Raw genomic sequence first — 12,722 nt, 5'->3', positions numbered from 1 at the left:
CTACTAGCCGCTTGTGTGGGGAGATTGATAAGGGACGTGTTGTAAGTGCAGGACACGATGACAGTTCTCGATTCGATACGCGACGAGACACATACCGGGAAGAACAGATGCTGGCCGTGTACGATCGTCAACGTCGCTATTCTTGGGTTACTAATACTATTTCTGGCGGTTCGTCGACGGCGATTGGTGGCTGCTGTCGTGGCGACGCTGGGGCTCGGTGTGATCGCCCTGCGGGGCTATCTCGTCCCGTACACCCCTGTGTTCGCTCCCCGTCTGGTCGCGGCCTCACCACTGCCTGACGAGTGGTTCCACGACGACTACAGCGTACCTACCGCACCTGTCCACGAACCGGAGGACGTCGCCGAACAGTCTCCCGACGACACGACAGATGACCGAGAGCCAACCGAAGACACGTCGCTCGCGGCCGCTGTCGACCTGGACGGTGAAACGGTGATGGCGGCTCTGGCCGAAGCCGGCGTCCTAGACGCGGACGGGGAGATGCTGTTTCTCGCCGACGATATCGAGACCGCCTGGCACGAGCGGATGGCGGACCTGTCGACGCTTTCGCTGGACGCCCTCGCAGACGATGTCCGAGAGACGTTTCCCCACATCCAGCACGCCGAAGGTCTCCACATCAACGGGCGGGAATGGGTCGCCGTCGGCGAGGGACAGAGTACCCTCGTCGGGAAACCGGTCGTTGTCGCGGAACTCGCCGCGTACCGAGTGCTGTCGGATGTCGTCGACGACGACCGGATTCGAACCGCCGCCGCTGAAACGTTCCGGATGTTCCTTGACGACTGTCCGGTCTGTGGGTCGTCCCTCGTCGAATCGACGGAGGTCGGCTGCTGTGGGAGCTACACGACCCCACGCGAGTCGCCCGACGAGACCCTCGTCTGTCCGTCGTGTAAACAGCGGATATACCGGTTCCCGACCGAGTGAGTACGGGAGGATCGCGTCCGAACAGATCAGAACGGAGTGCGGGAAGGGTCCCGCCGGCAGGATTGGTGGCAACCATGCGCGACGGCCTGGCAGACCCGTCGCGGATACGTCGGTCGATCGCTGGCCGGGTGTGCGACAGTATGGGGGGAAGAGTCCTGGCATAGGGGGATGACGATGGCACGTCGCCGGACTCGTTGGGGCCATCAGTGTCGTCCGAGCACGCGGACGACGGGACACGACCCAGCCACTACCGAATAACAACGGGTGTTGTAAATAGTTTGTGGGGAACGGTTAGCCGATAGCACATGCTATTAAACCCTCCCACACGCAGGAGGGCATATGAAGAACACGGACGACCTCGTCGCGAGCGCGGCCGACCTCGCGGAACGAGGGCTCTCCAAAGGTGAGATCGCAGACGAACTCAACGTCTCGCGTGAGACCGCCAGCTGGCTGGTGGAACGCAGCGGAACGGGTGCGGAGCCGACCTCGTCGCCGTCGGGTGGCCCCCACGACATCCACGTCGACTGGTCCGCGCTAGGGCGGGACTCCGCGCGGCTGTACCACGCCGGTGCCGCCATGGCGGATCTAGCAGCTAAACAGGGCCAAGATGTCGATTTGACCATCGGAATCGAGAAGGCGGGCGCTCCCCTTGCGACCACCGTCGCCCACGAGCTCGACACCGATCTGGGAACCTACGCGCCGACCAAACACCAGTGGGACGACGACGACAGCGAGGCCGCAGACGGCTCGTTCTCGCGGAACTTCGCCGAGATTCGCAACCGAGACTGCTACATCGTCGACGACACGATCACCAGCGGGAAGACGATGTCCGAGACCATCAGCGCCATCCGCCAGCAGGGCGGCAATCCGGTCGCCTGCGTCGTCCTGGCCGACAAACGCGGCGTCGAGGACATCCAGGGCGTCCCCGTCTACTCGCTGTTGCAGGTCATCCGTGTCGGTAGCGACGACGGCGAGGAGTGATCGGCCGAACGCCACCCGAGGGTTCCGAGGACGGTCGCCCCGGAGACGTGTTTTTGCGGTCCCTGGCGGTATCAGCCGGACTGAAAGCGTCTACACTGTCGCGGCTTCGTCGGCGACGGCATGGACGCCGACGACACGCCAGCAGTTACCGCGGGCGAGAACCCGTTCGATGTCGGCGTCGACGGCCGACCCCGGCTCCCTCCCGGCCGTGCCGTCGACCCGAATAGCCATGCCATGGTTGACTAGGATCTGAGGCCGGACTCCCTTCGTTATGGACTCCCTACGCCCGTGGTATGACCGTCGTACCGCCAGCATTGGGCGCGAGAGGGACGAGCCACCGTTTCCGACCCTACACCTCGAAGACGGTCGCTTCGAAGGGTGCCAGCGTGAGCGTCGGTAGGTCGGTCGCGGGGTCGTCGTAGTTCGAGACGAGGAGCCGACCGTCGGACTCGCCGAGATCGACGGTCCGGGGCTCGTCGCTGAAGTTCAACACGACGAGGACGCGTTCGTCGTCTAGGCTCTGGGTAAAGGCAAATATGTGTTCGTGGTCGGGCAGGAGCATCTCGAACTCGCCGTAGACGAACACGTCCCGCTCGTGCCGGAGGTCGACGAGATCACGGTAGTGCTCGAAGACCGAATCGTCGGCCGTTCGGTCTGCGGCGACGTTGATCTCGGTGTAGTTGTCGTTGACCTTGAGCCACGGTTCGCCGTCGGTGAAGCCGGCGGAGTCGCTGTCGTCCCACTGGACCGGCGTTCGTGCGTTGTCGCGGGATCGAGCGTTGACGAACCCACGGAGTTCTTGATAGTCGTCGATGTCGTGTTCCGCCATCAGCAGTTCGACGTGGTTGATCGTGTCCACGTCGACGACCTCGTCCAGGTGTTCCCAGTCGACGTTGGTCATCCCGATCTCGTCGCCCTGGTAGACGTAGGGCGTCCCCGAGAGCGTCAGGAGGAAGGTTCCCAACAGTTTCGCGGACTCGACGCGGTACTGACCGTCGTCGCCGAAGCGGGAGACGATCCGGGGCTGGTCGTGGTTCCCCAGGTAGTTGCTGTTCCAGCCCTCCTCGGCGAGGCCACGTTGCCAGCGGCCGACGAACTCCTTGAGGTCGCGCAGGTCCCACGCCTCGTAGTCCTCGTGGAGGTCCCACCGGCCGCCGTCGTGGTCGAGGTTCATATGTTCGAAGGTGAATATCATCCCGAGTCCGTCGCCGTCCGCACCGGTGTACTGCTTGGCCTCGTCGATGTCGACGCCGGGCATCTCCCCGACGGTCATCACGTCACGGCCGGCCAGCACCTCGTCGTACATCTCCTGCAGGAACTCGTGGATGCGCGGGCCGTTCATGAAGTGTTCGACGCCAGTCTGCCAGTCACCCGCCTCGCCGTCCGGTAGTCCCCGAGTCTTCGAGATGAGGTTGATGACGTCCATTCGGAAGCCGTCGACACCCTTCTCTAGCCACCAGTTCATCATCTCGTAGATGTCTTCTCGGACCTGTGGGTGCTCCCAGTTGAGGTCCGGCTGCTTCTCGTCGAAGAGGTGGAGGTAGTACTGCTGGCGCTGCTCGTCCCAGGACCACGTTTCGCCGCCGAAGAAGGACTCCCAGTTGTTCGGCGGGCCGCCGTCCTCGGCCGGATCGCGCCAGTAGTAGTAGTCCTCGTAGCCGTCCTCGCGGCGGCGGGACTTCTCGAACCACTCGTGTTCGTCGCTGGTGTGGTTGACCACCAGGTCCATCACGACTTTGATGTCCCGGGCGTGGAGTTCGTCCCGCAGGCGCTCCCAGTCGTCCATGTCGCCGAACCTGTCGTCGATCGACCGGTAGTCGCTGATGTCGTAGCCGTTGTCGGCGTGTGGCGACGCGTAGACCGGCGAGAGCCAGACTACGTCGATCCCCAGGTCGTCGAGGTGGTCGACCCGATCGATGATCCCCTGGATGTCGCCGACGCCGTCGCCGTCGCTGTCGTTGAAACTCTTGGGGTAGATCTGGTAGACGACCGCCTCCTTCCACCAGGTCCGGTCCTCGCTCGTCCGGTCGGGTGTCTGGGCACTCTCGTTCATAGCACCCGGTCTTGCACCGTGGACGGTAAAAGTATATCGCGTCTGATATTTATTGGACTATTCGAACAAACGACTCAGTCCCTCACCGAGAGAGCACGTCGTGACGTGACAGTGTCAGATCGTACCCGACGGCCTCGACGGTTCGGGTGGGCCACTCCCCGGTCGTCGAGAGCGTCTCGACACCGTCGGCGGTGACCAGATGCGTGTCCTCGCTCTTTGCGCCCTGAACGGTCGGGTTCCAGGCGTATCCCTGCGGGAGGACGACCGAGGCGTCGTTCGACGGCGTCGCGATCCACTCCCGGCCGGCGAAGCCGGCGGCACCGCCCTGGTGGTGGTTTCGCCACTCGCCGTCCCAGCCGACGGCGTCGTAGGCCGCCTGGACGGCCTCGAAGACGTCGGCCGCGGTGCCCCCTTCCCGCCCGATTTCGCGCGTCGCGGCCAGCGCGGTCGCCTCGACGCGCATTGCCGCCTCCGTCCTGTCGGCGAGCCAGTCGGGCGCGTCGAACGCGACTGTCCGGGTACAACTGGTGAACAGTCCCCCGCGGGTGGCAGTCACCGACAGAAGAGCGTAGTCGCCCAGCGGTTCGTCTTTGGGCGTGTAGTGGCGGTACGACTGCGCGCGCTCGCTCCCGCCGACGAGGACGACCGGGGTCGCGATCCCCTCGCGTTCGAGTTCCCGACGGAGGGCGGCAGTCACGTCCAGTTCGGTGTCGCTCGGCTCGGTCCCGCGGGCGACGGACTCGACCGCCGCAGCCACGTCGGCACTCAGTTCTCGGTAGGTCTCGGCCTGTCGATCGGTCAGTGGCTGCCGGAGTACCCCCGCATCGACGGATTCGAACCCGTCGACGTCGAAGTCGGCCGCCGCCGGTGTCGGGCTGACGCTCTCGACGACCTCGGCCAGCCCCCGAGCGTGCCAGTCGAAGGTCTCGATCGGGACGCCGTCGGCCAGTTCCTCGTCGCGTAGGCGCGGTGCCTCGATGTTGTCCGTGACGACCTGGACCTCGTCGCCGTCGTAGCCGGCGGCGGCGACGCCGACGTCGCCCCCTCTGTCGACGACGTTGTCCCCGCCACCGGTCAGCCAGGCGAAGGAGTTCGGTCGCGCGAACCAGACCGCTTCCAGCCCGTTGTCGTCGAGATACGCGTCCAGTCGGTCGGTGAGTGACATACCACCGCTATCAGAAAGACCGGTAATAAAGACTGCCGACGACTACAGGTCGAAGCTCTCGTCGCCGTCCAGGACGACGACCTCGGTGTCGCTACCGACCCCTTTGACCTCCTTGACGAAGTCCTCGGTCTCGATCTCGATAGGCGGGAACGTGTCGTAGTGCATCGGGAACGCGTAGTCCAGATCGAGCCAGTCGACGGCGACGGCGGCCTGCATCGGCCCCATCGTGAAGTGGTCGCCGACCGGGAGCGCGGCCGCGTCGGGTTCGAGGAACGGGCCGATGACGTCGCGCATCTCCGTCATCAGGCCGGTGTCACCGGCGTGGTAGAACGTGGTCGACTCCTCGTCGCTGACCTGCGTCGGTTTGGTATCGGAGATGACGAAGCCGCCGGGCATCCCGCCGGTCGCCCCGTAGCCGGTCTCCATCCCGTTGGTGTGGTCGGCCCGGTGCATCGTCACGAAGGCGTCGCCGATCTCGACGGTGCCGCCGAGGTTCATCCCCATGCCGCCGACGGCGTCGAACTCGCCGAAGGTGTCCTGGCAGTAGCCGACGACCTCCGGCGTGGCGACGAGCGTCGTCCCCTCGTAGCGGTCCACGTCACCGATGTGGTCGGCGTGGCCGTGTGTCAACAGGACGTAATCGGGGTCCAGTTCCTCGGGGTCGGTGTCGGTCTTGGGGTTGTCGAAAAAGGGATCGATGAGCAGGTCCGTCTCGTCTACCGTCACGTGCCAGGTCGAGTGGCCGTACCAAGTCAGTTCCATAAGCGGACGGACGTACTTCCGGCTGACACTTAAGACTGTACCGCAACCAGGTGGGCACCGGTGGGTTCTTCGCCCGGGCGCCGGACGTACGCACATGAAGCTCGATTCGCCGTCTCGCAGGAGGGTTCTCGGTGCGTTGGGGGCCGCCGCGGCCGGTATCGCGGGCTGTCAGTCCCCTGGGCGTTCGGACCCGGATGCGGACCCGGGTTCGACGGGAGTGGACGATCAGACGGGCTCGACCGGTGAGAGTGCGGTTTCAGAGGCTTACGGGTCGGCCGCCGACGCCGTCGCGTCGATCAGAGTCTACGCGGACGACGGGAGCGGCTCACAGGGCAGCGGCTTCCTCGTCGACGACCGACACCTGGTCACCAACGAGCACGTCGTCGCCGGCGGGAGCGAGTACCACGTCCGGTTCGCGGACACCGGCTGGCGGGAGGTCTCGCTGGTCGGGGCAGACGTCTACAGCGACCTCGCGGTCCTCCGGATCGACGACTCTCCGTCGGGGACCACACCGCTGTCGTTCGTCGACAGCGACCCGCCGGTCGGGACACAGGTCGTCGCTATCGGCAACCCCTTCGGGCTGGCTGGCTCTGTCTCGGCCGGCATCGTCAGCGGCGTCGACCGGACCTTAGAGAGCGCGAACAACTTCTCGATCGCCGACGCCGTCCAGACCGACGCCGCGGTCAACCCCGGCAACAGCGGCGGCCCACTCGTCACAGTCGACGGCGACGTCGTCGGCGTCATCAGCGCCGGCGGCGGGGACAACGTCGCCTTCGCCGTCTCGGCCGCACTGACTCAGCGAGTCGTCCCGACACTCGTCGGTGGAGACGAGTACGAACACTCCTACATGGGCGTCGTGCTCCAGGACGTGACCCCTCGACTGGCCGAAGCCGGTCGTATCGACCCGGAAGCGGGCGTCTACATCGACCGGGTCGTCGAGGGCGGGCCGTCCGACGGCGTGTTACAGGGGAGCGACCGGAATGTCGTCCAGTCCGGCGTCGAGGTCGGCGTCGGGGGCGACGTGATCAGGCGCCTGAACGACACCCGAACGCCGACGCGCCAGGAACTGTCGACCTTCCTGGCGCTGGAGACCAGTCCCGGGGACACGATCGACGTCACGCTCGACCGGGACGGCCAGCGTCAGACGGTCCAGTTACCGCTCGGAACGCGACCCGACCCCTCATCGTGATTGTTGTCAGTCTGTTCCGGATCGACTGCACGAGAGCGTGCGGTCGTCCCGGTACATCCCGACAATGATCAGTACGAGTGCGGGTCGCAACGCTTACTACAACCGGCTTGTATCACTAGCTAATAAATGCCGAACGACAGACGCCAGACCGTCCTGTGGGCCAGCTTTCTGATCCTGTTCACCGTCTTCGTCGGTGCCGTTGGTCTCCCGACGGCTCCGATCGTCGGCGTCGTGCCGGCGTGGGCGGTCGTCGTCGTCGCCGCGATCGTGGCGATGGCGGCCGTCGCGGCGGCCGTCGCACGGACCGGGTGGCCGGCACAACCGGGTGAGTCACCGCGATGAGTGCCGTCGCGCTGGCGCTGATGGGCGTCTATCTCCTCGTGACGCTGGGTATCGGCGTCTACGGCTACCGGCGTACCGGCGGCTCCCCGCAGGAGTATTTCCTGGCCGGCGGCTCGCTTGGCCGGGTCGTCTTCCCGCTGACGATGTTCGCGACGCTGATGAGCGCGTTCGTCTTCCTCGGCAGCGCCGGCTTCGGGTACCGACACGGGCTGGGGTGGCTGGCGCTGTTGGGTGTCGAGGCGCTGGCCGTCGTCCCGCTGGCGGTCGTCGGGCTGCGGGCGTTCCGGCTCTCGCGCCGGGAGGGGTACATCACGCCGACCGAGATGCTCGGCGATCTCCTCGACAGCGACGCGGTGAAACTGCTCGTCGTCGGCGTCCAGTTCGCCTGGGCGGTCCCCTACGTGGCGATCCAGGCGATGGGCGGCGGGCTGATCTTCCGGACGATCTCGGGTGGGACCGTCTCCTTCACCGCCGGCGCGGCGATCGTCACCGTCGTCACGGCCGTCTACCTCGGGATGGGAGGGCTCCGAAGCGTCGCCTGGTCGGACGTCCTCCAGGGGGTGACCGTCGTCGTCTTGCTCGTGGCGGCGTTCGTCTTCGTGGTCCCCGCGGTCGAACCGCTCGCGCTCACCCGCCGGATCGCCACGGAGACCGACCGACTCACGCAGGCCGGCCAGGTCGGCTTCTTCACCCCGCGCGTGTGGCTCTCCTTCCTGCTGATGAACACGATGGCAGTCGTCGCCTATCCGCAACTGTTCCAGCGGTTCTTCGCGGCCACCGACGAGCGGTCGTTCCGCGCGCTGCTGGCGTGGTGGCCCGTGATGGTGCTGATCGCGGCCGTCGTCCCGGTCCTGTTGGGCGTCTGGGGCGGGACGGTCCTCCCCGACCTGGGGACCCCGGATCAGGTCGTCCCGGCGATCCTCCAGGCGTACGCACCGCCGATCGTGGTCGGCGTCGTCATGGGTGGCGCGCTCGCGGCGATGATGAGTACGGCCGACTCGCTCGTGTTGACCCTGTCGTCGCTGGTGACCCGGGACGTCTACCACGACCACCTGGCCGGCCCCGACGCCGACGAGCGGAGGGAGCTGTGGGTGAGCCGCGGGACAGCCGCCGTGTTGCTCGCCGGGGGGTTCGTCCTGGCTCACGCCGCGACCGGCAGGCTCCCCGGCATCGCCGCGGTGGGGACCATCGTCGACCTCTCCGTGTACTTCATCCAGGGGAACGCCCTGCTGTTGCCGGTCTTTGTGGCGGCGCTCTACTGGCGGCAGGCGACGGCGACGGGTGCGATCGCGGCCGTGATCGTCGGCCAGGGCTACTTCCTCGGTGCGACGTTCGCCGGGCTCCCGACCTTTCGGTTCCTGCCGTTCGTCCCCGCGCTCGTCGTCACGGTGTTGGCGCTGGGCGTCGGATCGCTGGCGACCGACCGAACCCGAACTCCACACTCCGAGCCCGAGGCATGAATCCCCACGTCCCGACCGAGACGGACCGAGACGAGTGGACCCGACACGTCGTCGAGACGCACTTCGATCCCGACACCGGGACGCCCTACTGGCTGGAGTGGGCGGCCGACCGGGGGATCGACGTGCGATCGGCCGTCGACGGCTTCGCCGACCTCGACTCGGTCTTCGGCTCGTTCGACGAGGACGTCCTTCGGTCGCTCCCGGTCGAGCGGTTCCACCCGCAGTCGCTGTCCGGCCCCCGCCGGGTGTACGAGACCGGCGGGACGACCGGTCCGCCGAAGCGGGTCGTGATGGCCGACTACTGGCGCCAGCAGGCGGCGTGGGCCGGCCGGGTCCTTCCCGAGGCGTTTCCCCGCGGGAACCTCCTGATGCTCGGGCCGCCCGGCGGCGCGAACAACGCCGGCGTGTTCGTCGAACACCTGGCAGACCTGTGGGGGACGCTCCCCTTCTTCGTCAACATGGACCCGCGGTGGGCCAAACGACTCGCCGACGATCCGCGTCGGTTCGACGAGTACGTCGACCACCTCCTCGAACAGGCCCGGCGCGTCGTCTCGACCCAGGACGTGACAGTGCTGTTTACGACCGCGCGACTGCTCGAACGGCCTGCCGTCCGTGACCTGGTCGCCGATTCGGGGATCGACGCGGTCTACCACGGCGGGACCGCGCTCGATCCCGACACGCACGAGATCTTCCGGGAGGAGTGGTACGCCGACGTGGCCGTCGCCGGCGAGTACGGCAACACGCTGATGGGCGTTGCACAGGAGGCCCCACCGCGACTCCGTCCCCCGGCCGATCGGAACTACAGCCTCGATTACATCCCCTGCGAGCCGTATTTCGTCCCCGAAGTCGTCGACGACGACGGCGACCCCGTCGCTTACGGCGAGCGTGGCCGCGTCCGGTTGACCGTCCTCAGCGAGGAGCTGTTCCTCCCGAAGCTCCTCGAACGCGACAGCGCAGTCCGAGTCCGCGGCGAGGCCCCACTGGAGTGGGACTGGCTCCGGAACCCCGGCACCGCACAGGCGGCCACAGCCGAGGCGACGGAGGGCGTCTACTGATGGCCGAACCGACCGTCCCGGTCGTCTCCGGTGGCGAGCGAGCGACACGCCGGACCCGGACGCTCACCGGCGTCGGCGGCGACCTGGCGACGGTCGCACAGGCCCCGCGAGTCCGGGTCCACGACGCCGTCGAGACCGCGCGGGAGTCGGGCTTCGACGACCTCCGGGCGATCCCGGTCCGGGAGTTGCTCGACCGTCTGGCCGACGCCGGTCGCCGATTCGCCGGACACGGACCGACCGACGACCTGGCGCCGGTCGGTGAGTACGCCGAGCGGGTCGCCCGGGCGAGCGGGCTCCCGGTCGGCTGGGTCCGGACGAGCGTCCACTGGCTCGCCCACGGGCTCCGACACGCCGCCGAGAGCCTCCGGGCACAGTCGCCGACCGGCGACCTCACGGTGTACGACGACCCGTCGTACGTCCGCGAACGGGACGTCGGTCTGGCCTTCGCCCCGCGGATCCGTGTCCTCGGTGGCGTCATGCCGGCGAACGATCCAGCGGTCTACGCCTGGCCGGCGCTGGCCGTGGCGATGAAGATTCCCGTCGTCCTTCGGCCCTCCCGTCGGGACCCGTTCACCGCCGTCCGCCTCGCCCGGGTGCTGCTGGCTGCGGGGGTCCCGGAGTCGGCCGTCCACGTCCTCCCGGGCGACCGCTCGGTCGGCGAGGCGGTCGCCACGCGGTCCGACCACGCGCTCGTGTTCGGCAGTCGGGAGACGACGGCCCGATACCGCGACGACCCGGCAGTCGAGACGTACGGCCCCGGACAGTCGGTCGCGGTCCTCGCTCGCCGGCCCACCGACCGGGAACTCGACAGCCTCGCCCGCGGGATCGTCCGGGCCGGCGGTCGGACCTGCTTCAACCTGACCCGGATCGTCGCCGTCGAGGCGTGTGACGCCGACGAACTCGCGGCCGCGCTGGCCGAGCGTGTCGTCGGGGCCACCGACGGGCCGGTCACCGACCCCGCGACCGACGTGCCCTCGTTCACCGACGGCGATCAGGCAGGACGGGTCGACGACCTGGCCGAGGGAGCGGGGCGGGACGTGACGGCACCGCTTCGGAACGGCCCGCGAGTACGCGACTACGGTGACCACGCACGCTTGGCCCCGACAGTCGTCCGAAGCGATGCGTTCGTCGAGGAGCTTCCCTTCCAGTTCGCCGGCGTCACCGAGCGCTCGCCGTCGTCGCCGGCCGAACTCCTCGCGTCGCTCGACAGCGCCTACCTCGGTGTCACCGTCGGCGACGACTACGAGGCGGCTATGGCCCGCTCACCGCACGTCCGGAAGGTCTACGGCGGCGGCTATCCGGCGAGTGTCGATCTCCGCGAGACCCACGAGACGTTCCTGGCCGCGTTCTGTTACGAGACGACGACCTACGATCCGTCCTGAGACCGCCGATACGTTCGGTTGATCCCCCGCGCTCGCCATCGAAGCCTCAGTTGACGACGACGAACTGGTAGTTCAACACGACTGCGAAACTCACCCACAAGAGATACGGGACGAGCAACCCGCCGGCACGGCGGTCGACCCGCCAGAACGCCCAGAGTGTCGGCACCAACGCGAGCCACAGCCCCACGACGACGGCGAGGGCGACGGTGAGATCCTGTGCCGTGAAGAACGTCGGCGTCCAGGCGAGGTTGACCGCCATCTGGGCGACGAACAGCCGGATCGCGACCCCTCTCCGTGGCGTCGTCTGCCCCTCGCGCCAGACGAGATACACGGCGACGCCAAGCAGCGTAAACAACAGCGGCCAGACCACGCCGAACACCCACGGTGGCGGGTACAGCGCCGGTTTGGCGAGCGACTGGAACCACGCCGAGTCCGGGCCGCCGAGTGCCGCCGGGAGCGCGCCGACGGCGTTGACGAGGACGACGGCGACGACAACACCCGGCAGATCCTCCCTGTCCAGCGCCGTCCGACGCCCACCGGCCTCGCTGTGGTCACTCATGGGCAGGGTACGTGACGGCCCCGGATAGGGGTTCTCTCTCGTCAGTCCAGCGCCATCCCGCCGTCGACGTGGAGGACCTCGCCGGTGACGAACTCGTGGCCGAGCAGGAACCGAACGGCGCGTGCGACCTCTGCCGGCTGGGCAGCGTACCGATCCAGCAGCGTCTCGACCGTCTCGTGGCCGCGGAACCGTCGCTCCTCCAGCGATTCGACGATGGCGTCGTTCATCGGCGTCTCCACCGGTCCGGGGGCGACGACGCTCGCTCGGACTCCCTCGGGGCCGAGTTCCCGGGCTAACCCCCTGATATACCCCTCCAGTCCGCTCTTCGAGGCGGCGTAGGCCGTATCGACCGTCCCCAGCGACGCCGCGACGCTGGAGACGGCGACGACGGCGCCACCGTCGCTCGCTCCACTGTCGGTCCCGGTCCGCATCCGTTCGACGGCCGGTCCGAGGACGTTCGCGGCCCCGGTGACGTTGACAGCCAGATGTCGATCCAGGTCTGTGGCGGTCCGGTCCTCGATCGCGCCGGGATCGGTGTACCCGGCGCAGGTGACGACTGCTTGCACTGGTCCGAGTTCCGTCCCGGCCTCGACGAGGGCGGCAGCGGCGGACTCGTCGGTCACGTCGGCGGCCACGGCGCGAGCGGTCACGCCGTGGGATTCGGCACGCTCGACGGCCTCCGTCGCACCGTCCCGATCCGTGTGATACCCGACCACGACGTCCGCACCGCCGCGGGCCAGTTCGTCGACGATCGCGCGGCCGATGGCTCCCGACCCGCCCGAGACGACCGCGACGCTGTCTGTCAACTCCATAGCGGTCCTCGGGAACGCGCCAC

Annotated in this window: 13 protein-coding genes; 7 read left to right on the top strand and 6 right to left on the bottom strand. The window is 67.7% G+C overall.

What is annotated here, in order from left to right; translation table 11 throughout:
- Positions 1–57: 57 nt before the first annotated feature.
- Together P0204_RS03010 and gfcR are read left to right on the top strand one after the other, a co-directional pair.
- A complete protein-coding gene (locus tag P0204_RS03010) occupies positions 58–939 on the top strand; it encodes a DUF8054 domain-containing protein (protein ID WP_276221550.1) in 882 nt (293 codons plus the stop codon).
- A 339-nt stretch (positions 940–1,278) separates the two neighbouring features.
- Positions 1,279–1,920, top strand: coding sequence for a transcriptional regulator GfcR (gene gfcR / locus P0204_RS03005; RefSeq protein ID WP_276221549.1), 642 nt, complete (start codon positions 1,279–1,281; stop codon positions 1,918–1,920).
- Positions 1,921–2,010: 90 nt separating this feature from the next.
- Here gfcR and P0204_RS03000 read toward each other — a convergent pair whose 3' ends face one another.
- The 4 genes from P0204_RS03000 to P0204_RS02985 all read right to left on the bottom strand — a co-directional run bounded on the left by P0204_RS03000 (position 2,011) and on the right by P0204_RS02985 (position 5,900).
- On the bottom strand, positions 2,011–2,151 hold the full coding sequence (locus P0204_RS03000; protein ID WP_276221548.1) for a hypothetical protein: 141 nt from the start codon (positions 2,149–2,151) through the stop codon (positions 2,011–2,013).
- Between the two features lie 118 nt (positions 2,152–2,269).
- Positions 2,270–3,973 carry a glycoside hydrolase family 13 protein gene (locus P0204_RS02995; protein ID WP_276221547.1) on the bottom strand — a complete coding sequence of 568 codons (1,704 nt, stop codon included), beginning with the start codon at positions 3,971–3,973 and terminating at the stop codon, positions 2,270–2,272.
- Positions 3,974–4,055: 82 nt separating this feature from the next.
- Positions 4,056–5,138 carry a M24 family metallopeptidase gene (locus P0204_RS02990; protein ID WP_276221544.1) on the bottom strand — a complete coding sequence of 361 codons (1,083 nt, stop codon included), beginning with the start codon at positions 5,136–5,138 and terminating at the stop codon, positions 4,056–4,058.
- A gap of 42 nt (positions 5,139–5,180) precedes the next feature.
- Complete coding sequence (locus P0204_RS02985) at positions 5,181–5,900, bottom strand: metal-dependent hydrolase (RefSeq protein ID WP_276221542.1); 720 nt, start codon at positions 5,898–5,900, stop codon at positions 5,181–5,183.
- Between the two features lie 94 nt (positions 5,901–5,994).
- On the opposite strand from P0204_RS02985, the gene P0204_RS02980 reads away from it, so the two are divergent.
- The 5 genes from P0204_RS02980 to P0204_RS02960 all read left to right on the top strand — a co-directional run bounded on the left by P0204_RS02980 (position 5,995) and on the right by P0204_RS02960 (position 11,328).
- The gene (locus tag P0204_RS02980; RefSeq protein WP_276221540.1) at positions 5,995–7,089 is read left to right on the top strand and encodes a S1C family serine protease; all 1,095 of its coding nucleotides are present in this window, start codon (positions 5,995–5,997) and stop codon (positions 7,087–7,089) included.
- A gap of 126 nt (positions 7,090–7,215) precedes the next feature.
- Entirely contained in the window at positions 7,216–7,431 is a 216-nt protein-coding gene (locus P0204_RS02975) for a hypothetical protein (RefSeq protein WP_276221538.1), read from the top strand.
- The gene (locus tag P0204_RS02970) at positions 7,428–8,891 is read left to right on the top strand and encodes a sodium:solute symporter family protein (protein WP_276221536.1); all 1,464 of its coding nucleotides are present in this window, start codon (positions 7,428–7,430) and stop codon (positions 8,889–8,891) included. Before P0204_RS02975 ends, P0204_RS02970 begins: the two co-directional genes overlap by 4 nt.
- Positions 8,888–9,946, top strand: a complete 1,059-nt coding sequence (locus tag P0204_RS02965; RefSeq protein WP_276221534.1) for an acyl-CoA synthetase family protein — start codon at positions 8,888–8,890, stop codon at positions 9,944–9,946. The genes P0204_RS02970 and P0204_RS02965 overlap by 4 nt, the downstream gene beginning before the upstream one ends.
- On the top strand, positions 9,946–11,328 hold the full coding sequence (locus P0204_RS02960) for an aldehyde dehydrogenase family protein (RefSeq protein ID WP_276221532.1): 1,383 nt from the start codon (positions 9,946–9,948) through the stop codon (positions 11,326–11,328). Before P0204_RS02965 ends, P0204_RS02960 begins: the two co-directional genes overlap by 1 nt.
- Positions 11,329–11,374: 46 nt before the next feature.
- Here the strand turns inward: P0204_RS02960 and P0204_RS02955 are convergent, their stop codons facing one another.
- Both P0204_RS02955 and P0204_RS02950 read right to left on the bottom strand, forming a co-directional pair.
- Complete coding sequence (locus P0204_RS02955; RefSeq protein ID WP_276221529.1) at positions 11,375–11,887, bottom strand: TspO/MBR family protein; 513 nt, start codon at positions 11,885–11,887, stop codon at positions 11,375–11,377.
- A gap of 41 nt (positions 11,888–11,928) precedes the next feature.
- Positions 11,929–12,699 (bottom strand): SDR family NAD(P)-dependent oxidoreductase, encoded by a 771-nt coding sequence (locus P0204_RS02950; protein ID WP_276221527.1) that lies wholly within the window; start codon positions 12,697–12,699, stop codon positions 11,929–11,931.
- Between the last annotated feature and the right edge of the window lie 23 nt (positions 12,700–12,722).

Origin of the sequence: Haloarcula halophila (genome assembly GCF_029278565.1) — an archaeon.
GTDB classification, from domain to species: Archaea; Halobacteriota; Halobacteria; order Halobacteriales; family Haloarculaceae; genus Haloarcula; species Haloarcula halophila.
The sequence above is the reverse complement of the archived record's forward strand: the minus strand, read 5'-3'. Positions and strand labels throughout refer to the sequence as shown.

Coding starts and splice junctions, on each gene's coding strand:
- P0204_RS03000 (WP_276221548.1), bottom strand. CDS start 2,151: ATGGCTATTCGGGTCGACGGCACGGCCGGGAGGGAGCCGGGGTCGGCC.
- P0204_RS02990 (WP_276221544.1), bottom strand. CDS start 5,138: ATGTCACTCACCGACCGACTGGACGCGTATCTCGACGACAACGGGCTG.
- gfcR (WP_276221549.1), top strand. CDS start 1,279: ATGAAGAACACGGACGACCTCGTCGCGAGCGCGGCCGACCTCGCGGAA.
- P0204_RS02975 (WP_276221538.1), top strand. CDS start 7,216: ATGCCGAACGACAGACGCCAGACCGTCCTGTGGGCCAGCTTTCTGATC.
- P0204_RS02985 (WP_276221542.1), bottom strand. CDS start 5,900: ATGGAACTGACTTGGTACGGCCACTCGACCTGGCACGTGACGGTAGAC.
- P0204_RS02970 (WP_276221536.1), top strand. CDS start 7,428: ATGAGTGCCGTCGCGCTGGCGCTGATGGGCGTCTATCTCCTCGTGACG.
- P0204_RS02955 (WP_276221529.1), bottom strand. CDS start 11,887: ATGAGTGACCACAGCGAGGCCGGTGGGCGTCGGACGGCGCTGGACAGG.
- P0204_RS03010 (WP_276221550.1), top strand. CDS start 58: ATGACAGTTCTCGATTCGATACGCGACGAGACACATACCGGGAAGAAC.
- P0204_RS02980 (WP_276221540.1), top strand. CDS start 5,995: ATGAAGCTCGATTCGCCGTCTCGCAGGAGGGTTCTCGGTGCGTTGGGG.
- P0204_RS02965 (WP_276221534.1), top strand. CDS start 8,888: ATGAATCCCCACGTCCCGACCGAGACGGACCGAGACGAGTGGACCCGA.
- P0204_RS02960 (WP_276221532.1), top strand. CDS start 9,946: ATGGCCGAACCGACCGTCCCGGTCGTCTCCGGTGGCGAGCGAGCGACA.
- P0204_RS02950 (WP_276221527.1), bottom strand. CDS start 12,699: ATGGAGTTGACAGACAGCGTCGCGGTCGTCTCGGGCGGGTCGGGAGCC.
- P0204_RS02995 (WP_276221547.1), bottom strand. CDS start 3,973: ATGAACGAGAGTGCCCAGACACCCGACCGGACGAGCGAGGACCGGACC.